At 74.9% G+C, this 22242-nt stretch carries 9 protein-coding genes; all 9 read left to right on the plus strand.

Annotated elements, in window-relative coordinates; translation table 11 throughout:
- Nucleotides 1-156: 156 nt before the first annotated feature.
- Genes B086_RS0107920 through B086_RS0107960 form a run of 9 tightly spaced genes read left to right on the plus strand, consistent with a single transcriptional unit; the run spans nucleotide 157 to nucleotide 22194 of the window.
- Nucleotides 157-6876: a non-ribosomal peptide synthetase gene (locus tag B086_RS0107920; protein ID WP_026252208.1), complete on the plus strand. Its 6720-nt coding sequence runs from the start codon at nucleotides 157-159 to the stop codon at nucleotides 6874-6876.
- The gene (locus B086_RS0107925) at nucleotides 6873-12425 is read left to right on the plus strand and encodes a non-ribosomal peptide synthetase (protein ID WP_018565874.1); all 5553 of its coding nucleotides are present in this window, start codon (nucleotides 6873-6875) and stop codon (nucleotides 12423-12425) included. Before B086_RS0107920 ends, B086_RS0107925 begins: the two co-directional genes overlap by 4 nt.
- Complete coding sequence (locus B086_RS0107930; RefSeq protein WP_018565875.1) at nucleotides 12422-13573, plus strand: saccharopine dehydrogenase NADP-binding domain-containing protein; 1152 nt, start codon at nucleotides 12422-12424, stop codon at nucleotides 13571-13573. The genes B086_RS0107925 and B086_RS0107930 overlap by 4 nt, the downstream gene beginning before the upstream one ends.
- The gene (locus tag B086_RS39425; protein ID WP_018565876.1) at nucleotides 13570-15681 is read left to right on the plus strand and encodes a Gfo/Idh/MocA family oxidoreductase; all 2112 of its coding nucleotides are present in this window, start codon (nucleotides 13570-13572) and stop codon (nucleotides 15679-15681) included. The genes B086_RS0107930 and B086_RS39425 overlap by 4 nt, the downstream gene beginning before the upstream one ends.
- Before the next feature lie 8 nt (nucleotides 15682-15689).
- On the plus strand, nucleotides 15690-16943 hold the full coding sequence (locus tag B086_RS0107940; RefSeq protein WP_018565877.1) for a cytochrome P450: 1254 nt from the start codon (nucleotides 15690-15692) through the stop codon (nucleotides 16941-16943).
- On the plus strand, nucleotides 16940-17785 hold the full coding sequence (locus B086_RS0107945; protein ID WP_018565878.1) for a thioesterase II family protein: 846 nt from the start codon (nucleotides 16940-16942) through the stop codon (nucleotides 17783-17785). Before B086_RS0107940 ends, B086_RS0107945 begins: the two co-directional genes overlap by 4 nt.
- Nucleotides 17786-17834: 49 nt before the next feature.
- Nucleotides 17835-18563, plus strand: coding sequence for a class I SAM-dependent methyltransferase (locus B086_RS0107950; RefSeq protein ID WP_018565879.1), 729 nt, complete (start codon nucleotides 17835-17837; stop codon nucleotides 18561-18563).
- Nucleotides 18560-20449: an ABC transporter ATP-binding protein gene (locus B086_RS0107955; RefSeq protein ID WP_018565880.1), complete on the plus strand. Its 1890-nt coding sequence runs from the start codon at nucleotides 18560-18562 to the stop codon at nucleotides 20447-20449. Before B086_RS0107950 ends, B086_RS0107955 begins: the two co-directional genes overlap by 4 nt.
- Nucleotides 20446-22194 (plus strand): ABC transporter ATP-binding protein, encoded by a 1749-nt coding sequence (locus tag B086_RS0107960; protein WP_018565881.1) that lies wholly within the window; start codon nucleotides 20446-20448, stop codon nucleotides 22192-22194. Before B086_RS0107955 ends, B086_RS0107960 begins: the two co-directional genes overlap by 4 nt.
- Nucleotides 22195-22242: the final 48 nt, after the last annotated feature.

Raw genomic sequence — 22242 nt, forward strand, 5'->3', positions numbered from 1 at the left:
ACCGCGGGCGCTGGCGCCGCGACCTCTTGTGTGACTACGATGCGTAGTATAGAAATGAAAATCATTTCAATCTAGGGTGGGTTCGGTCCCTCGGACGGACCCCCGCCGCCGACGCGGCCACCTCACCCGCCCCCCTCAGACCGGAAGGCCCCGCCAGTGAGTGATGAAGCAGTCGTCCCCGTGCGGACGGCGAAGGGCGAGAGGTCCCTCTTCGCGCCGGACGCCGTACGCGAGGCGGTGGCACACGCGCTGGAGACGGCGCCGCACGAGCTGGACGACGACCGGGACCTCTTCGAACTCGGTCTCGACTCACTGGTGTTGATGTCCCTGGCCGGCGCGTGGCGGCGCGCGGGCAGCACGGTCACCTTCCAGGAGCTGACCCGCACCCCGACCCTCGGCGCCTGGACGGCCCTGCTCGGACGGGAGCACCCCGCCGAGGCACCCGCGCCGCACACGCCGGCCGGTCCGGCCGCCGCGCTCCGGGCGGCCACCGACGAGGAACCGGCGGAGTCCTTCCCGCTGGCGACGATGCAGCACGCCTACTGGATCGGACGCCAGGACGGCCAGCCGCTCGGCGGTGTCGCCGCGCACTTCTACGTCGAGCTCGACGGCCGGGGGGTCGATCCCGGACGGCTCGGTGCCGCCCTGCGTGCTCTCGTGCTCCGCCACGGCATGCTCAGGGCCGTCTTCGACGAGGAGGGCAGACAGCGCTTCGGCCCGCCGGGATCCCCCCTCACCGTCCACGACCTGCGCGAGCGCGATCCGCAGGACGCCGAGGCCGAACTGGCGCTGCTGCGCGAGCGCAACACCCACGCCCGCCCCGACATCACCTCCGGCGACGTCTTCCGCGCGGCACTGTGCCTGCTCCCCGACGGACGGACCCGGCTCCAGATCGGCCTGGACATGATGGCCGGCGACGCCCTGAGCCTGCGCGTCCTCCTGTCCGACCTGCGCCGCCTCTACGACTGTCCCGACGACCGGCCCCGCCCGCTCGGCCTCGACTACCGCACGTACCTCGCCGAGCACGACGCCCGGCGGAAGGCGGAACGCGAGCGGCACGCGGCCTGGTGGCGCGAGCGCCTGCCCAGCCTGCCCCGCGCGCCGCGCCTGCCGACCACCGTCGACCCACTGACCCCGGTCGGCGCCGGTGACACCGCGCTCACCCACTCGCGCCGCCTGCACCACTGGCTGGGCCCCGCCGACAAGGCGGCCCTGATCGGCGCCGCACGACGGCACGGCATCACCCCCGCCGCCGCCCTCGCCACCGCCTTCGCCGAGGTCGTCGCCGCCTGGAGCGACAGCCGGCGCTTCCTGCTCAACCTCCCGCTGTTCGACCGGGAGTTGTTCACCCCGGATGTGGCCGCTCTGGTGGGGGACTTCAGCAGCTCGGTCCTGCTCGACGCGGACATGAGCGCGTCCCTGCCGTTCTCCCGGCAGGCCCGCGGCCTCCAGGAACGCCTCCAGGAAGGCATCTCCCACGGCGCGTACGGCGGCGTCGAGGTCCTGCGCGACCTCGCACGCGCCGAGGGCGCCCCCGTGCTGGCGCCGGTCGTCTACACCAGCGCCCTCGGACTGGGCGAGATCTTCGAGCAGGACGTCCAGAAGTCCTTCGGCCGCCCCTCCTGGATCATCTCCCAGGGCCCCCAGGTCTTCCTGGACGCCCAGGTCACCGAACTCGACGGCGGCCTCCTCCTCAACTGGGACGTCCGGGACGGCGTGTTCGAGACCGGAGTGCCCGACGCCGCGTTCGACGCCTACCGCCGCCTCATCACCCGTCTGATCACGGACCCCGGCACCTGGGCCCGGCCCGTGGACGGCCTGCTCGGCCCCGACGTCCTGCCGGGGCGCGCGGTGGCGGCGCTGCCGCCCGCGCCCGTACCGGACCGCGCCCTGCACACCCGCTTCTTCCGGCTCGCCGAGACCGCACCGGGCCGCGTCGCGGTCGTCCGCACCGGCGGCGACCCCCTCACCTACGGGGAAGTCGCCGACACCGCCCGGAGGATCGCCGCGCTGCTGCGCGACCACGGTGTGCGCGAGGGCGACACCGTCGCGCTGACCTTGCCCAAGGGCGCCGACCAGATCACCGCCGTCCTCGGCATCCTGGCCGCGGGCGCCGCGTACGCCCCCGTCGGCGTCGAACAGCCCGCCGTGCGCCGCGCACGCATCCACTCCGTGGCCGGCGCCCGCGCCGTGCTCACCGACCGGGAGCACGCGCGGCTCTGCGAGGAGATCTCCGCCGCCCCGGTGCTGCTCCTGGAGGACGCCGGGACGCATGAGCCGGCCACCGTCGTCCGGCCGGACCCCGCCCTGCCCGCCTACGTGCTGTTCACCTCCGGCTCCACCGGACTGCCCAAGGGCGTCGAGGTGTCGCACCGCGCCGTCGTCAACACGGTCGAGGCGATGGAGGAGCAGCTCGGCCTCGGCCCCGCGGACCGCGTCCTCGCGATCTCCGCGCTCGACTTCGACCTCGCCACCTGGGACATCTTCACCCCGCTGTCGCTCGGCGGCCAGGTGGTGGCCGTGGCACAGGAGCACCGCCGGGACGCCCACCACTGGGCCGCCCTGGTACGCGCGCACGGCGTGACGCTGGTGCAGTGCGTGCCCGCCCTGCTGGACCTGCTGATGGCCGCCGGGGAGGACGACGGCCTCGGTGACTCGCTGCGCATGGTGCTGCTCGGCGGCGACTGGGTCGGCCTCGACCAGCCCCGCAGGCTGCGTGCCCTCGTGCCCGGCTGCCGATTCGTGGCACTGGGCGGCATGACGGAGGCCGCCGTCCACTCCACGGTGTTCGAGGTCGAGGAGACCGACCCCGCCTGGAAGTCCGTCCCCTACGGGATTCCGCTGCGCAACATGCGGGCCCGGGTCGTGGACGGACGAGGACGCGACTGCCCGGACCTCGTCCCCGGCGAGCTGTGGATCGGCGGGCCGGGGGTGGCCGACGGCTACCGCGCCGACCCCGTGCGCACCGCCGAACGCTTCGTCGAGCACGACGGCGAACGCTGGTACCGCAGCGGTGACCTGGCCCGCTACCGGCCCGACGGCGTACTGGAGTTCCTCGGCCGCGCCGACCACCAGGTGAAGATCGGCGGTCACCGGATCGAGCTCGGGGAGGTCGAGTCCGCCCTGGAGGACGACCCCGCCGTGCTGCACGCGGTCGCCTGCGTCCTCGACACCCCCGTACGGCACCTCGCCGCCGCCGTGTCCGCCCCCGGCGCGGCACCCGAGCCCGGCCAGGTGCGCCTGCGGGCGGCGCGGCGGCTGCCCGCCCACATGGTCCCCGAGCGCCTGCTCGTCCTGCGCGACCTGCCGCTGACCGCCAACGGCAAGCTGGACCGGGCAGCCGTCCGCCGGGCGCTGACCGAGGCGGCCGGGGACGACAGCCCCCGCACCACGCCACCGCTCGGACCGGTGGAGACCGCGGTGGCGGCCCAGTGGGCCGAACTGCTCGGCGTGCCCGAGGTCGGCCGGGAGAGCAGCTTCTTCCTGCTCGGCGGGGACTCGCTCGTCGCCACCCGGATGATCGGCCGGCTGCGTGCCGCCGGATACCCCGCCGCCCGCGTGGCCGACCTCTTCGCCCGCCCCGTGCTGCGGCACTTCTGCGAGACGCTGCACCCCCGGGCCGCCACCGGCGCGCGGCCCGCACCGGCCGCCGCGCCCGTCCTCGTGCCCGACCCGGACCGCGCCCACGAGCCCTTCCCGCTCACCAACGTCCAGGCCGCCTACCACACCGGCCGCGACCCCCGTCTCACCCTCGGAGGCGTCGGCACCTGGCACTACACCGAGGTCGACGGCACCGATGTCGACCTCGACCGGCTGGAGCGCGCCTGGAACGCCCTCGTCCGGCGGCACGGCATGCTCCGCGCGGTCGTGGAGGAGGGCCAGCAGCGCGTCCTGCCCGACGTACCGCCCGTACGCATACCGGTGGCCGACGCCCCGGCCGGCGACGCGGCCGAGGCACTGGCCGCTCTGCGCGCCCGCCTGTCCCAGCAGGTGCGCGACCCCGCCCGATGGCCCCTCTTCGCGATCGAGGCGGTGCGCCACCACGACGGCGGCGCCGCACGCACCCGCGTCGGCATCGGCCTGGACTACCTGGTCCTCGACGCCCTCTCCCTCACCACGCTCTACGCCGAACTCACGGCGCTCTACACCGACCCCGAGCACGAACTGCCGCCCGTCGACGTGTCGTTCCGCGACTACGTGACCGGGCTTCCCACCGATCCGGAGTCGGCCGAGCGGGCCCGCGCCCACTGGCGGGAGCGGCTGTCCGAACTCCCGCCCCCGCCGTCCCTGCCCCTCGACCGGGACCCGGCCGCCCTCGACGCCCCCGTCTTCACCCGGCGCCGGCTGAGCCTGCCCGCCGAGGACTGGCGGGCCGTCAGGCGCCGGGCCGCCCGGCACGGCCTCACCCCGTCCACCGTCCTGCTCGCCCTGTACGCGGAGGTGCTGGAAACCTGGAGCGGGACCGACGCGGTGACCGTCACGCTCACCCTCTTCGACCGCCGCGACGTCCATCCCCACATCCACCGGGTGCTGGGTGACTTCACCACCCTCTCCCTCGCGGGACACCGGCGCGAGGGCGCGTCCTGGCTGGCGGCGGCCGTGGCACTGCAACGCCGCCAGGCGGAGGACCTGGACCATCTGGACGTCCCGGCCGACTGGCTGCTGAGGGAGTTCGGCCGGCGGACGGGCACCGTGGACGCCGCCGCGCCCGTGGTGTTCACCAGCGCCGTCGGCGTCGGCGACGCGACGCTGGCCGGACCGGGCACCGGCTTCCCCGAGAAGGTCTGGGGCATCTCGCAGTCCCCGCAGGTGTGCCTGGACAACCAGGTCACCGAGGAGTCCGGGAACCTGGTCGTCACCTGGGACGCCGTCGAGGAACTCTTCCCCGAAGGTGTGCTGGACGCGATGTTCGGCGCCTACGAGAGGCTGCTGCGCCACGTCGTCGCCGCTGACTGGGGTGCGCCGCTGCCCGGCCCGGTACCCGCCGCCCACCTCGGACGGCGGGCCGCCGCCGCCCGGGAGGCCGCCCTGGAACCGGTGGTCCCGCGCCCGCTGCACCGGGCGTTCTTCGCCCGCGCGAGGACCGCCCCCGACCGGACCGCCCTCGTCACGACCGCAGGGCGGGAGATGACGTACGGAGCCCTCGCCGACCGGGCGCTGCGCACGGCCGCCGCGCTCGGTGACGCGGGCGTGGCTCCGGGCGACCTGGTCGCGGTGACCCTGCCCAAGGGACCGGAGCAGATCGCCGCGGTCCTCGGCGTCCTCGCGGCCGGCGCCGCCTACGTACCGCTGAGCCTCGACCAGCCCGCCGCACGACGCGAGCGGGTACGCGCCACCGCCGCCTTCGACGTCGTGCTGGGCGACTGGCCCGCCGCCGGGGCGACGGCACCCCGCGCCCTGTCCGGCACCGACACCCAGGGCCACGAGCCGCTCGCCGCACCGGCGGACCCGTCTCCCGAAGCGCTCGCCTACGTCATCTTCACCTCCGGCTCCACCGGTGAGCCCAAGGGGGTGCAGATCACCCACGCCGCCGCCTGGAACACGATCGCGGACATCAACGCCCGGCACGGCATCGGCGCCGACGACCGGGTCTTCGCCCTGTCGGCACTGGACTTCGACCTGTCCGTGTACGACGTCTTCGGGCTGCTCGGCGCGGGCGGCTCCCTCCTGCTGCCCACCGAGGACCAGCGCCGGGAACCGGCCCGCTGGCCGGGCCTGGTCGACCGCCACGGGGTGACCGTCTGGAACACCGTCCCGGCCCTGCTCGACCTGCTCCTCGACGCCGACGAGCAGGAGGCGCCCGAGGGCGGGCGCATCGCGGGGCTGCGGACCGCACTGGTCTCCGGCGACTGGATCGGCCTCGATCTCCCCGGCCGTCTGCGCCGGCGCACCGCGCGTCCCTGCGTGTTCGCCGCCATGGGCGGGGCGACCGAGGCCGCCGTCTGGTCCAACTCGCTCACCGTCGAGGAGCTGGATCCCCGGTGGGTCTCCATCCCCTACGGACGCCCCCTGACCGGGCAGCACTACCGCGTGGCCGACCGGGACGGACGGGACTGCCCCGACTGGACGCCCGGCGAACTGTGGATCGGCGGTGCGGGACTCGCCCGCGGCTATCTGGGCGACCCGGCCCGCACCGCCGAGAAGTTCGTCGAGCGGGACGGGCGGCGCTGGTACCGGACCGGCGACCTGGGCCGGTTCCGGGCAGACGGCCTGCTGGAGTTCCTGGGCCGCCTCGACAGCCAGCTGAAGATCGCCGGCCACCGCATCGAGGCCGGTGAGATCGAGGCCGCTCTGGAGTCCCACCCGGCCGTCGCCCGAGCCGCCGTCGTGGCGGTGGGGGAGCGCACCGCCAAGCGCCTGGCCGCCTTCGCCGTACCGCACGAGCCCGCGCACGCGGAGCCCGCCGGTGCCGTCGAGCCCGGCACACCCGCGGCGGACCCCGACCTCACCGGAAGCCTCTTCGCCCTGCTGGCCGAGCGGGTGCCCGGCTACGCGGTGCCCTCCCGCATCCGGTTGCTGCCGGCCCTGCCGCTCACCGCGAACGGCAAGGTCGACCGGGCAGCCCTGGCCGGTCTGGCGGGACCGGACACGGAGTCCGTCGCGGCCCAGCCGCCGCACGGCGGCACCGAGACGGCCCTCGCCGCCCTGTGGAGCGAGCACCTGCCGCACTGGACACCCGACCGCAACGCCAACTTCTTCACCGCGGGCGGCGACAGCCTCGCCGCCCTGCGCCTGCTCACCGCGATCGAGCGCCGCCTCGGGGCCGCCGTGCCCGCCCGGCGCTTCTTCGCCGCACCGACCGTCGCCGCGCTCGCCGCGGACATCACCCGAACGCTCGCGGCCCACGGGACCGCCTACGAGACCGGAGAGCTGTGAACATCGCCGAACTGCTGGCCCGTTACGCCGAAGAGGGCATCGTGCTGTGGGCCGAGGACGGACACCTGCGCTTCCGCGCCCCCCAGGGCCGCCTCACCGACGCGCACCGGGCCGAACTGCGGTCGCACAAGGAGGCCGTCCTGCGCCATCTGGAGGCGCGGGAACCGGCGCTGCGGGCCGACCCGGACCACCGCCACGAGCCCTTCCCGCTGACGGACATCCAGGCCGCCTACCTGATCGGCCGCACCGACGCCTACGCCTACGGCGGTGTCGGCTGCCACGCCTACGTCGAACTGGAATACCCCGACCTGGACGTGGACCGCGTCACCGCCTCCTGGCGGGAACTGGTCCGGCGGCACGACATGCTCCGCGCGGTCGTCCACCAGGACGGCTACCAGCAGGTCCTGGCCGACGTGCCCGCCCTCGCCGTCGAGGCCGACGACCTGACCGCCCTGGCACCGGCCGCCGCCGAGGCGGCGGTCGAACGCACCCGTGCGCGGCTGTCCGCACGCGAGGCACCCACCGACCGGTGGCCGCTCTTCGAGGTGCACGTGAGCCGCACCGTGGAGCGGGCCGTGCTCCACCTCTCCTTCGACATGCTGGTCGTCGACCACGCCAGTCTGCGCATCCTGCTCGCCGAGTTCCGGCGCGGCTACGGCGGCGAACCCCTCTCCGAGGCACCCCGGATCACCTTCCGTGACTACGTCCTGGCCCGCCGCGCCCTCGCCGACTCCGCCGCGCACACCCGCGACCGCGCCTACTGGACCGAACGGCTCGACACCCTGCCGCCCGCACCCGAACTGCCCCTCGCCGAAGCCTGGGAGGCGGGCGTCGGCGGCCCGGGGGAGGCGGCCCGCACCCCGGCCCCCGCGGACCCGGTGACCTTCCGCCGGCTGGAGGTCCTGCTGCCCGCGGCCGACCGGGACCGCCTCGCCGAGCGGGCCGCGCGGCGTGGACTGACCCTCTCCACGGTGCTGCTCACCGCGTACGCCGAGACGGTCGGCCGCTGGTCGCGCACCGGCCGGTTCACACTCAACGTGCCCACGGTGGACCGGCCCGGCCTGCACGAGGACATCGGCCGCCTCGTCGGCGACTTCACCGCGCTCGAACTGCTCGCCGTGGACCTGGACCACCCCGCCGCCTTCGCCGAGCGGACGCGTTCCGTCGGGGAACAACTCCTGGAAGACCTCGCGCATCCCCTGTTCACCGGCTCCGACGTGCTCGCCGAACTGTCCCGCAGGGCCGGCGCCCCGGTGCTGATGCCGGTCGTCTTCACCAGCGCCCTCGGTACCGGCGCCACCTCCGAGGGCGTGCCCCCCGAGGTGGCCCGCGCGGTGACCCGGACCCCGCAGGTGTGGCTCGACTGCCAGGTCATGCACCGCGGCGACACCCTCAGCCTGTCCTGGGACATCCGCGAGGGCGCGCTCGCCCACGGGGTGCCCGACGCCATGTTCGAGGCGTACACGGCACTCGTACGGTCCCTGGCGGCCGAGGGCGGGCCCGGCGACGCCGCCTGGGACGCACCGGCCCGCATCCCGCTCCCCGAGGCACAGGCGGTGCGCCGCGACGCGGTCAACGCGACCGAGGGGCCCCTGCCGGACGCCCTGCTGCACGAACCCGTACTCGCCCAGGCACGGGCCACACCGGACGCCATCGCGGTCCGCACCCCCGAACTGGCCCTCACCTACCGGCAGCTCGTGACCCGGGCCGGCGCGCTCGCCGAGGCGCTGACCGCGTCCGGACTGCGCCCCGGGGAACCCGTGGCGATCTGGGCGGACAAGGGCTGGGAGCAGGTCGTCGCCGTCTTCGGCACGCTCATCGCGGGCGGTGCCTATCTGCCCGTGGACACGGCCCAGCCACCGGCCCGCCGGGACACGATCATCGCGGACGCGGGCGTCCGCACGGTCCTCACCCAGTCCTGGCTGGCCGAGATCGGCGACCTCCCGGCGGACGTCACGGCACTGGCCGTCGACCTGCTCCCCGAGGACACCGCGGCCGCACCCGGTGCGCACGGAGCGCGCCGCGGCCCGGACGACCTCGCGTACATCATCTACACCTCGGGCTCCACCGGCATGCCCAAGGGCGTGATGATCAGCCACCGGGCCGCCCTCAACACGGTCGAGGACATCAACCGCCGCTTCACCGTCACCGAGCGCGACCGCGTCCTCGGCATCGCGGGACTCGGCTTCGACCTCTCCGTCTACGACCTGTTCGGACCGCTCGCCGTCGGCGCCACCCTCGTCCTGCCCCAGGCCGACTGGCGCGGCGACCCCTCCCACTGGGCCGAACTGGTCCGCGACTTCGGCGTCACGGTGTGGAACTCCGTACCCGGACAGCTCCACATGCTGTGCGACTGGCTGCGCTCCGAGCCCCCCACGGACGGCACCTCGCTGCGCCTTGCGCTGATATCCGGCGACTGGATACCGGTCGCCCTGCCGGACCAGGCCCGCGACATCCTCCCCGGCCTGGAGATCGTCTCCCTCGGCGGAGCGACCGAGGGATCCATCTGGTCCATCGCCCATCCGATCGGCGAGGTGGACACCGCGCGCCCGAGCATCCCGTACGGCACCCCCCTGACCAACCAGACGTTCGCCGTGCTCGACCGGCACCTGCGCCCACGGCCCGAATGGGTCCCGGGCGAGCTGTACATCGGCGGCGCCGGTGTCGCCCTGGGCTACTTCGGCGACGAGGGCCGCACCGCGGAGCGGTTCCTCACCGACCCCGCCACCGGCGAGCGCCGCTACCGCACCGGCGATCTCGGGCGGTACCTCCCCGACGGCACCATCGAGTTCCTGGGCCGCCAGGACGCCCAGGTCAAGATCCGCGGCTACCGGGTCGAACTGGCCGAGGTCGAGGCCGCCGTGCAGGCCCACCCCCGGGTCGCGGCGGGCGCCGTCATCGTCGACGACTCCGCGGCCGGAGGCCGGCGCCTCGCCGCGTACGTGGAGACGGCCCGCAGGGACGGCACGGACCCGGACGCCCGCCACGCCGACGCCCTGGCGACGCGGTCACAGGCGCGCGCGGCCGCGGCCGACGCCGTACGGGAGGCCGCGGCGGCCGTCGACGCCGCACGGCTCACGGAGTTCCTGGCCGCCCTCGACGACGTGGCCCTCGCGGAGATGGCCCGGGTCCTCGACGCCTGCGGAGCGTTCGCGGACGGCGCCTCGCGCACGGCGGAGGAGGTGGGCACGGCACTGCGCGCCACACCCCGCCACCGGCACATCGTGCGGCGATGGCTGCGCGCCCTGGCGGCACGCGGGCGCCTCACCCACCGGTCCCGCGACGACACCTACACCGGTCTCGTCACCGTCCCGGACAGCGAGGCGGAACACCGCTGGCGGCGGGCCGCCGAACTGGAACACGAGGTCGGCTGGAGCACCGAACTGCTCACCGTCATGCGGACCTGCGCCGAGCGGCTGCCCGACCTGGTCCGCGGCCGGACGGGCATCCGGGAACTGCTCTTCCCCGGCGCCGCGACCGAGGCCGCCGACGCCGCCTACCGCGACAACCTCGCCATCCGGCACCTCAACCACGCGGTGGCCGCCGCGCTGCGCGAGATCGCCGCGGGCCACACCGGCGAGGAGCGGCTGCGCGTGCTGGAGGTGGGCGGCGGCGTCGGCGGCACCACGGGCGAACTGGTGCCCGTCCTCGCCGAGTACGGCGTCGACTACCTGTTCACGGACGCCTCCGCGTTCTTCCTGAACGAGGCCCGCGAGCGCTTCGCCGACCACGCCTGGGTCCGCTACCAGCGCTTCGACGTCGACGAGGACCCGCGCGCCCAGCACCTGCTGCCCCACACCTTCGACGTGGTGATCTGCGCCAACACCCTGCACGCCGCCGCCGACGCGGACGCGGCCGTGGGCCGGCTGCGGGAACTGCTGGTGCCGGGCGGACAGCTCGTGTTCGTGGAGAACACCCGCGACGAGAACCTGCCGCTGCTGGTCTCCATGGAGTTCCTCGAGGTCGCGGGACGGACGTGGACCGATGCGCGCGAGCACACCGGGCAGTCCTTCCTCACCCACGCCCAGTGGCGCGAACTCCTCGACGCGCACGGCGCGTCCGAGGTCACCTCGCTGCCCGGCGCCGGAGAGGCGCTGGCCGCGACCGGCCAGGAGGTCTTCTTCGCCACGCTGAAGGACGACCGCCACCACGTCCCGGTGGGCGAGCTGGCCCGCACGGCGGCGAACCGGCTCCCGGAGTACATGCTCCCCTCGGTGTGGCAGGTCGTCGACCGCCTGCCCCGCACGGCCAACGGCAAGACCGACCGTGCCCGCCTGCGGAGCTGGCTGCCCCGCGAGAGCGGCCCGGCCGTCGTGGACGACCAGCCCATGGACGACCTGGAGAACGGCCTCGCCGAGCTGTGGTCGCAGCTCCTCGCGGTGGAGCGCGTCACCCGCGACGACGACTTCTTCGACCTCGGCGGCGACTCGCTCCTCGTCGCCCGCATGGTGGGGCGGCTGCGTGAACGCGTACCGCGGGCCGCGGACCTGGAGTGGGAGGTCGTGCTGCGCCACATGCTGCGCCGCCCGACGGTCGCCGGGCTCGCCGCGTTCGTGCGCGGGCTCGCGGGCACCGAGGACGCGCCGGCCGCCGGTGCCGTGCGCACCGACCCGGTGATCCATCTGCACGGCGCCCGCTCCGACGACGAGCCGACCACCGTCCTGGTCCACGCCGGAACCGCGACGATCATGCCGTACCGGGCGCTGATCACCGAGATCCGGCGCCGCTCACCGGGCCTCGCCGAGGTCGTGGGCGTGGAGGTCCCGGACCTGAACGGGTTCCTCGCCGCCCCTCCGGAGGGGCTCATCGAGCAGATGGCGGCCGACTACGCCCGCGCCCTGACCGCCGGCGGCCGCAGCCGCTTCCACGTGGTCGGCTACTGCCTGGGCGGTCTGATCGCCACCGAGGTGGCCCGCAACCTCGCCGAGTCCGGGGCAGAGGTGGAGAGCCTCACCGTCATCAGCAGCCACAGCCCTCGCTTCCGGCTCGACGACGAACTGCTCGCCGAGTACTCCTTCGCCGTCATGATGGGCATCGACCCGGCCGACCTCGGCTTCCCGGCCGACCAGTACCGGGTGGCCGCGGCGGCCGACGCGGTCCTGGCCGCGGACCCCGGTGTCCTGCCGGACGGCGGACTCGCCGCCCTGCCCGAGGAGTTCGCGGATGTCGCGGAGCGCTTCCGGGAACTGGCGGGCATCCCCCGCGCCACCCGTATCGCGCGGATGTGCGAGGCGGTGCCCGCGTCGGCCGGCACCTACGAACCCGACCACATGACACGGCTCTTCCTCGCCTTCCGGCAGAGCGTCTTCGCCATCACCCGCTACGACGCCGAGCCCTACGCCGGTGACATCACCTTCCTGCGCCACGACGGCGCCTACCCCTTCCCGGGCAGCAAGGACGCCGTCACCGCCTACTGGGAGGAACTCACCCTGGGCGACCTGGACATCCTCGACATCGGCGGCGACCACTACAGCTGCCTGTCCGTCGAGCACGCGCCCGGCATCCTGAAGACCCTCGCTGAGCTGACCGAGGGGGCGATCACCCGATGACCGAGCCCGTGATCGGGGTCCTGGGCGCCTCCGGCGCGGTCGGCCGCGCCGCCGTACGCGAACTGCGCGCCCTCGGCCACAGCGGCCTGCGGCTGGGCGGCCGGACCGCGTCCGCCCTGCGCGAGGTCGCCGACGAGAACCCCGGTGGCCATGGGGAGACGGTCCGGGCCGACGCCACCGCACCGGACGGCCTGCGCGCCTTCACCGAGGGCTGCGACATCGTCCTCAACTGCGTCGGCCCCACCTACCGGCTCCGCGCCACCGTGGCGTTCGCGGCACTCGACGCCGGGGCGCACTGCGTCGACGTGGCCGGCGACGACCCCGCCGCCGAAGACCTCCTCAAGGGCGGCGATCCGGCCCGCGACGCCCGCACGGTCGTCCTGTCCGCGGGCGCCCTGCCCGGCCTGTCCGGGCTCCTGCCCCGCTGGCTGGCCGGGCAGGGCCTGCAACGCGTCGCCGCGTTGACCGCGCACTGCGGCGGCCTGGAGCCCTGTTCGCCGACGGTGGCGCACGACCTGATGCTCTCCCTCAGCTCGGGCGGCGCGGACGGCGCGGCCTTCGGCGAGGCCCTGGCGGCCGTCCGCGGCGGCCGCCGCGTGCCGCGCGCCCTGCGCACCGACGAGGACACCGTGCACCCGGCGTTCCCCGGCCGGATCGCCCTACAGCCCTACCTCAGCGGCGAGAGCGAACGCCTCGCCGCCGGCCTGGGCGTCGACCGGCTCGACTGGTACAACGTCCACCCCGGCCCCGCCGTACGAGCCCTGCTCAGCCTCCTGCCCGCCCGCCTCGCGGCCGGAGAGGACCGGGACCGCCTGGCACAGCGGCTGATCCGCGCCGCCGGTCTCGACCTGGCCGGGCGCAAGCCCTACTACGTCATGGACTTCGCGCTGTCGGGCACCGCCTCAGGGGCGGCCGCCACCACCGGACTGACCCTGCGCACGGCCAGCAGCTACCGGCTCACCGCCGCCGTCGGCGCCCTGGCGGTGGACGCGGTGCTGCGCGGCGCGGTCCCGGCGGGCGTCCACTTCGCCTGTGACGTGCTGGACCCCGGCACGGTGGTGCGGCATCTGCGCTCCCACGGGGTCGCCGACCTCCGGCTCACCGGGACGGCCGCCGGTGCCGAGCAGCAGGAGGAGGGGATCCTGTGAGCGACCCGACACCACTGCGGGTGCTGGTCTGCGGCACCAACTTCGGCCGCTTCTACGCCGAAGCCGTGCGCCGGCGCCCCGGATACACGCTGGCCGGCCTTCTGAGCCGGGGATCAAAAGCCTCCAGGACGTACGCCGAGAGCCTGGGCGTCCCCTTCCACACGGGCACGGACGACCTCCCCGACGACATCGACGCCGCCTGTGTGGCGGTGAGTTCGTCCATCTCGGGCGGACAGGGAACCGACCTGGCCCGCGCGCTCATGGACCGGGGCATCCATGTGCTCCAGGAACACCCCGTGCACCTCACCGAGTTGACCGACAACCTCAGACACGCCCGCCGCCGAGGAGTGCAGTACCGGCTCAACACCCACTACCCGCACGTCGCCCCGGTCCGCTCCTTCATCGAGGCGGCCCGGCGGCTCGTCGCACGGCAGCGGCCGCTCTTCCTGGACGCCGCCACCCCGGTCCATCTGATGCACCCCCTGGTGGACATCCTCGGACAGGCCATGGGCACCCTGCGGCCCTGGCGCTTCGCGGACCCGGCACCGCTGCCCGCCGGCATCGGCCCCCAGCCGTTCCGCTCCCTGCACGGCGTGTTCGCCGGGGCACCCCTCACCCTGCGGGTGCACCACCAGCTCGACCCGTCCGACCGGGACAACCACGCCCTGCACTGGCACCGGATCGCCCTCGGCACCGAGGGCGGGGTCCTCACCCTCGCCGACACCCACGGGCCCGTCCTGTGGAGCCCCCGGCTGCACATCGGGCGCGACGCCGACCGGCGCTTCGTCCTGGACGGCCCCGGCACCGGCCGCCTGGGACTCGGGACCACGGCGGTGTTCGGGAGCACGGGCACCTTCCGCACCGTCTTCTCCGACCTGTGGCCGGAAGCGATCGGCAGCGCGCTCGACGCCCTGCGTGACGCGGTCGCACAGGGCGGCGACGCGCTGCGCGCGGGCCAGTACGAGCTGGCCGTGTGCCGTATCTGGACCGATCTCGCGGCCCGGCTCGGGCCTCCCGAGATCGTCCGGCCGGGCACACCGCGCCCCCTCGCGGTGAGCGACCTCCTCCCCGCGCCGGAGCGGTCCCGGCAGCCCCGCCCCGAGCCGGGCCCGCCGCCCGGCGCCCAGGCCACGACGGGCCCCGGCGCCACCGGGGCGCCGGCCCGCCCCGGACCGGAGACGGCCCCGGCCCGGCCGCCGGACGCGGCCGCGTACTCCCCGTCGGCCGAGTTCTTCGACCTCGTCGCCGCCGCGCACACCGCGACCGCGAGCGCCCCGGCCGTCGCCGCGCTCCTGGCCGGCGCGGACCTCGGCGCCGGGCCGGTGGTCGACATCGGCGCCGGGACCGGTCTGCTGACCGAGGCGGTCGCCAGGGCCCGGCCGGACGCGGAGATCATCGCCTGCGAACCGTCGGTCGGCATGCGCGCCGTGCTCACCAGCAGGGTCTTCAGCGACGAGGACCTGCGGACCCGGGTGACCGTCACCGCGGACGCCGCTCCGGACCTCGATCTCCCCGACCGGATCAGCGCCGTCCTGCTCTGCGGAGTCCTCGGCCACCTCGACGCCGAGCAGCGGGCCGGGCTGTGGCGGCGGGTGACCCGGCGGCTGGCGCCCGGCGGGCTCGTGATCGTCGAACTCATGCAGTTCCAGGAGCCGATGACCCTCCCCGAGACCCGGCTCGCCACCGCGACCGCCGGACGCCGACGCTACGAATGGTGGTTCGGCGGCGCCCCCGACGAGGCGGAGAGCGGCGTGATGCGCCTGCACTCCACCTGGCGGGTCCACCGGGACGGCGCCCCGCAGCCGGAACGCGAGGTCCACGACACCTACCGCTGGGAGCCCTTCGGGCTGAAGGACGTGGTCGCCGAGTCCGGCATGACCGCACGCACCCTGCCCACCCGGCCCGGAGCACCCCCGCTGGCCGTGCTCACCCGGACACCGGACACGTCCGCCCCGGCCGCCGGACCGCAACTGCCCCGTGCGCGGACCGCGCCCGGCGATCCCGGCGGCCCCGGCGGCCCCGGCGATCCCAGCGATCCCGGCGGCCCCGGTGCCCCGGCAGCCTTGAGCGCCACCCCTCTCCTCCCCTCCTCCTCCACCGACGGCTAGGACCCTCCATGACAAGCCCCGACACCCCGACGGCGCCCCCGGCCCCCGGCGCACCCCGCCCGGACACCGCGGCCCCGCCCCGGGACTTCCCCGTCCAGCGCGGTTGCCCCTTCGCGGCACCGGCGGAGTACGACGCGCTGCGCGCCCACGAGCCGGTCGCCCGCGTCACCCTGCCGACCGGGCGCGAAGCCTGGGTGGTCACCCGCTACGACGACGTACGCGAACTGCTCTCCGACCCCCGGATCAGCGCAGACATCAGCCGTCCCGCCTTCCCTGCCCTCGGAGAGGGCGAGCAGGAGGCCGGGGCGAGGTTCCGTCCGTTCATCCGCACCGACGCCCCCGAGCACACCAGGTACCGGCGCATGCTCCTCCCGGTGTTCACCGTGCGCCGGGTGCGTGCGATGCGCCCGCTCGTCCAGGCCCGCGTCGACGAGATCCTGGACGGCCTGCTCGCCGCCGGCGGCCCGGTGGACCTCGTCCCCGCGTACGCCAACGCCGTCTCCACCTCGGTGATCTGCGAACTGCTCGGCGTCCCCCGCGAGAACCTGGAGTTCTTCCGGGACGTCACCCGGATCTCCGGCTCCCGCCACAGCACCGCCGAGCAGGTCTCCGAGGCCCTCGGCGGCCTCTTCGGCCTGCTCGCCGAGCTGGTCGCAAGACGGCGGGAGGAGCCCCGCGACGACCTGATCTCCAGGCTCGTCACCGAGCACCTGGTACCCGGCCGTCTGACCATGGACCAGCTCCTGTCGACCCTGGGCATCACGATCAACGCCGGCCGCGAGACCACCACCAGCATGATCGCCCTGAGCACGCTGCTCCTGCTGGAACGGCCGGAGCTGATGGAGGAACTGCGCCGGGACCCCTCCCTGATGCCGGCCGCCGTCGACGAACTCCTGCGCGTCCTGTCCGTCGCCGACTCCATCCCCCTGCGCGTGGCCGCCGAGGACATCGAGCTGTCCGGCCGGACGATCCCCGCCGACGACGGCGTCATCGCCCTGCTGGCCGGGGCCAACCACGATCCCGAGCAGTTCGACGACCCGGGGCGGGTCGACTTCCGCCGCACCGACAACCACCACGTCGCGTTCGGCCACGGCGTCCACCAGTGCGTCGGGCAGCACCTGGCCCGGCTGGAACTGGAGATCGCCCTGGAGACGCTCGTCCGCCGTGTCCCCGCGCTCCGCCTCGCGGGGAGCCGGGACGACGTCGTGGTCAAACACGACTCCGCCACCTTCGGCCTCGAAGTACTGAAGGTCACCTGGTGACCGCGCCCTTCCCGCCGACGGCGTCCGCCCGGCCCTCCGCCCGCGCCACCCGTGCCGACAGCCCGTGGATCAGACGGTGGAGCGGCGGCGCCGCACCCCGGTGCACGCTGATCTGCCTGCCGCACGCGGGCGGCAGCGCGAGCTTCTACCGGCCCTGGGCTGCGCTGATGCCCCCCGAGGCCGAACTCCTCGCCGTCCAGTACCCCGGCCGCGAGGACCGCCTGGAGGATCCCGGGGCGACCGGCATGAGCGAGCTGACGGCAGCGGTGGCGGACGCCGTCGCGCCGCTGCTCGACCGGCCGTACGCCCTCTTCGGCCACAGCATGGGCTCCGCCGTGGCCTGGGAACTCGCCCACGAGCTGCACCGCCGCGGACTCCCGGGCCCGCGCCGCCTGTTCGCGTCCGGGCGGGCCGCCCCCCGTACGGCCGTCACCGGCCTGCTCCACCGCCAGGACGACGACACCCTGAGCGCCGAACTGGCCCGGCTGGGCGGCACCAGCCAGGAGATCCTGGACGATCCCGGGCTGCGGTCCCTGATCCTCACGGCCGTACGCCACGACTACCGGATCATAGAGACGTACGAGCCCCCCGACCGAGCGCCGCTGTCCTGCCCGCTGCACGTCCTGACCGGCAGCGCCGACCCGGAGCTCGGCGAGACACGCAGCCGCGACCGGGCGGGTGGCTGGGCGGAGCTCACCACCGCCCGCACCGAGGTACGCGTCTTCCCCGGCGGGCACTTCTACCTCACCCCCCGACGCCGTGAGGTCGTGGCCACCGTCCTGCGCAGGCTGGACCCGTCGCTGGCCACCGGCGGCGCGCACCCCTGGCCGAGCACCCCGTGAGCCGCCGCGACGGGTCCGCCCGCCCGGCCACCCCAGCCCGGAGAGCATCGTGATCGACTACTACTCGGCCTCGGCCGAGTTCTACGAACTGGTCGCCACCCGGCACACCGCCAGCAGCGGCCCCCCGCTGACCCGGGTCCTCACCGGACTCGACGTCTCCCACGGCCCCGTCCTGGAGATCGGCGCGGGCACCGGCCGCATCACCGAGGTCATCGCCGCCGCCCTGCCGGACGCGGAGATCCTCGCCGCCGAACCGTCCGCCACCATGCGCGCCATGCTGACCTCCCGGGTCGCCCGCGACCCGGACCTGCGCCGGCGCGTCACCGTCGTGGACGGGGCCGCCCAGGACCTCGTCCTGCCCGGTCGGCTCTCCGCCGTCGTCGTCTTCGGCGTGGCCGGGCACCTCACCGTCCCCGAACGCGTGGCGCTGTGGAAACGCCTCGCGGACCGGCTGCCGGACGGGGCACCCGTCGTCGTGGAACTGATGGGGGTCTCCGCGCCCCGCGTCATCCCCCCGGTCATGTCCCTGCGGGAGACCATCGGCCGTCAGACGTACGAGTGGTGGATCGGCGGCGAACCCACCGAGGGCGACGCCATGCGGTTCACGACCACCTGGAAGGTCCTGCGCGACGGCCGCACCGTCCGCGAGGTCGCCGACAGCTACGACTGGCACACCTTCGACGTCGCCACGCTGGCCCGCGAGGCCGGCCTGACCAGCCGCCGCATCACCGAGGCCGGCGGCAGGCCCATCCCCGAAATCGGAGTACTCGTCAAGTGACGTCACAACCGCCCGAGCCCGGCCCGGCCCCGGCAGCCCCGGACACCGCCGCCGACGGCGCGGGCACCCCCGACCGCCCGCCGCGGCCCCTGCGCACGCTGGCCGCCCCCGTCCGCGGACGACTGGCCCTCGCCGTCGGCCTCCAGGCCGCCGCCGCTCTCGCCGGAGTGGTGCCGTTCATCGCCGTCGCCCGCATCGCCGAGCGCCTCACCGCAGATCCCCCGGCCGGCGGCGACGCGCTCTGGCCGCTGGTGGCGCTGGCCTGCTCGGCCGGCCTCGTCGCCCTCGTGTGCGGCACGGCGGCCGGCGCCCTCGCCCACATCGCCGACAACGACCTCCAGCTCACCCTGCGCCGCCGGCTCGCCCGGCACATCGGGCGGCTGCCGCTCGGCCGCCTCACCGAACGGGGCACCGGCGAGGTCAAGCAGGCCGTGCAGGACGACGTGAGCGCCCTGCACACCCTGTTCGCCCACACCCTGCTCGACGTCGTCTCCGTGCTCACCGTCCCGGTGCTCGCCCTGGCCTGCCTGTTCACCGTCGACTGGCGCCTCACCCTGGTCGGCGTGGTGCCGCTGCTGCTGGGCGTGTACCTGTTCCGCCGGGCCATGGCCGGGGCCGCGGCCCAGATGGCCGAGTTCGGTGCCGCGGTGGGCCGGATCACCGCCGCCGCCGTGGAGTTCGCGTCCGGCATCGCCGTCTTCAAGAGCTTCGGACGCGGCCGCAAGGCCCACGAGCGGTTCGTCCGTGCCACCGAGGGCTTCGCCGACTTCTTCTCCGGCTGGGTCCGCTCCACCCTCGCCGCCTCCACCGCCGCGACCCTGGTGGTCACCCCGGCCGTGGTCCTGCTGCTCCTCGCCGTACCGGGCGCGGTGCTCGTCACCCAGCACCGGATGACCGGCGCCGAACTCGTGCCCTTCCTCCTGCTCGGCCCCGCCGTCGCCGCTCCCCTGGGCGTCGTGGGCCCCCGCGTCCAGCAGATCCGGGCCGGCCAGGCGGCAGCCCTGCGGGTCACCGCGCTCCTGGACGCCCCCACTCTCCCGGAGCCGGCGGCCCCCGTCCTCCCCGACGGTCACCACATCAGTCTGCGCGGGGTGTCCTTCTCCTACGACGGGAACACCGACGTCCTCAGCGGCGTCGACCTCGATCTCGCGCCCGGCACCGTCACCGCGCTGGTCGGCCCCTCCGGCTCCGGCAAGTCCACCCTGGCCGCGCTGCTGCCCCGCTTCCACGACGTCACGGCGGGTACGGTGACGCTCGGCGGCGCCGATCTGCGCGACATCCCCGCGACCGAGCTGTACCGCCGGGTCGGCTTCGTCCTCCAGGACGTACGGCTGCTGCGGGCGAGCGTCGCCGACAACATCCGCCTGGGCCGCCCCGACGCCACCGACGCGGAGGTCGAGCGGTGCGCCCGCGCCGCCCGCGTCCACGACCGGATCACGGAGCTGCCCGACGGCTACGCCACGGTGCTCGGCACGGCGGTCACCCTGTCCGGCGGAGAGGCGCAACGCCTGTCCATCGCCCGCGCGCTGCTCGCCGACGCACCCGTCGTCGTGCTCGACGAGGCGACCGCGTACGCCGACCCGCACTCCGAGGCGCTCATCCAGGAGGGCCTTTCGGCACTCACGGCCGACCGCACCCTGCTCGTCATCGCCCACCGGCTGTCGACGGTCAGCTCCGCCGACCGGATCGTGGTGCTGGAGAACGGACGCGTCACCGAACAGGGCCGCCACGACGACCTGCTGGCCGCCGGCGGCCGCTACGCCGCGCTGTGGAAGGCCCAGAGCGCCGCGGCCCCGGACGAGACCGGCCGCCCACCGCTTCGGCGGCCCGCCCGTACGGGGGCGGACCGCGCGGCGGACGACATCGGAGAGGGAACCGCACGATGATCCGTCAGCTCTACCGCGTACTGGGCCCGGAGGGCTCCCGCCCACTGAACCGGCTGCTGTTCCTCCAGTGCGGCGCGGCCGTGCTCCAGGGCGTCGCCTTCGCCCTCCTCGTACCCGTCCTCAAGGCCCTGCTCGGCACCCACCCCGAGGACGCCCGGCCCTGGCTGACGGCGTTCACCGGCTGCGTCCTCGCCTACGCCGTGCTCCAGGGCGCCGCCCTCAGCGGCGGCTTCACCGTCGGCTCCCGGCTCTCCCGGGCGCTGCACCGCCGGATGGCCGACCAGGCCCTGCGCCTGCCGCTGGGCTGGTTCACCGCCGCCCGCACGGCCGAGTTCAGCCGCCTCGCCGGACAGAACGTCATCCAGGTCATGAGCACACCGGCCCATCTGCTCCGCCCCTTCATCAGTTCCGTGCTCACCCCGGCGACCATGGTGGCCGCCGCCTTCTTCTTCGACACCCGGACCGCTCTGGTGCTCCTGGTCTGCGCGCCCGTGCTGTACGCCGTCCAGCAGGTGAGCACGTCCCTGATGCGGCGGCTCGACCTCGCGCGTGACGCCGCGATCGGCGAGTCGGCCGACAGGGTCCTGGAGTACACCCGCAACCAGCCGGTCCTGCGGGCGTTCGGCCGGACCGCGGAGGGCTACGGGGCGCTGGACGACGCCCTGGCGGCCGAGGCCCGCGCCGACCGGCGGCTCATCGTCCGCGGCCTGCCCGGCCTGGTCTCCTTCACCTTCGCGACCCGGCTCGTCTTCGCCCTGCTGCTGGCCCTCGGCGTGTCCTGGCAGCTCGACGGGTCGCTCACCGTGCCCGCGCTGCTGGCGCTCCTGGTCCTGCTGGTCCGCCTGATCGACAGCGTGTCGTCCGCCGCCGAGGCGGGCGCCGCCCTGCGCATCGCCCGCAACACCCTGGAACGGCTCGGCGCGGTCCTCGACGAGCCGCCGTTCCCCCGGCCCGCACAGCCGCGTTCACCCCGTGACGCGAGCGTCGAGTTCACCGGGGTGACCTTCCGCCACGACGCGGGCGCGGCCGGGGCACGCCCGGTCCTGGACGACGTGACCTTCCGCCTTTCCGAGCGCAGCATGACGGCCCTGGTGGGCCCCTCCGGCGCGGGCAAGACCACGGTCGCCTCGCTGATCGCCCGGTTCCGGGACGCGACGGAGGGCACCGTCCGTATCGGCGGCGTCGACGTCCGCGACATCAGCGCCGACGGCCTGGCCGCCCATGTCTCTCTCGTCTTCCAGGACGTCTACCTCTTCGACGGCACGATCGAGGAGAACGTCCGCATCGCGGCCCCGGACGCCGGATCCGCCGAACTGGCCGAGGCCGCCGCCCTGTCCGGACTCGACCGGGTGATCCGGGAGCTGCCCGACGGCTGGGACACCAGGGTGGGGGAGGGCGGCGCACGGCTGTCCGGCGGACAGCGCCAGCGGGTGTCCATCGCCCGCGCCCTGCTCAAGGACGCGCCGATCCTCGTCCTCGACGAGGCCACCGCCGCCCTCGACCAGGAGAGCGAGGCGCTGTTCGCCGAAGCCGTGCGCACCCTCGCCGACCGCAAGACCCTCCTGGTCATCGCGCACCGGCTCTCCACGGTCGTGCACGCCGACCAGATCCTCGTCCTGGAGGACGGCGGCATCACCGAACGCGGCACGCACGACGAGCTGGTCACGGCGGGCGGCACATACGCCTCCTTCTGGGAGCGGCACACCCGCGCCCACGGCTGGCGGCTGGGGGCGGCACGGTCATGACCCCGCACCCGCAGGCAGCGATCCACCGAGACCCGGCGGCCCCGGCCG

The sequence above is a fragment of the Streptomyces sp. PsTaAH-124 genome (assembly GCF_000373685.1).
Classification (GTDB): Bacteria; Actinomycetota; Actinomycetes; order Streptomycetales; family Streptomycetaceae; genus Streptomyces; species Streptomyces andamanensis.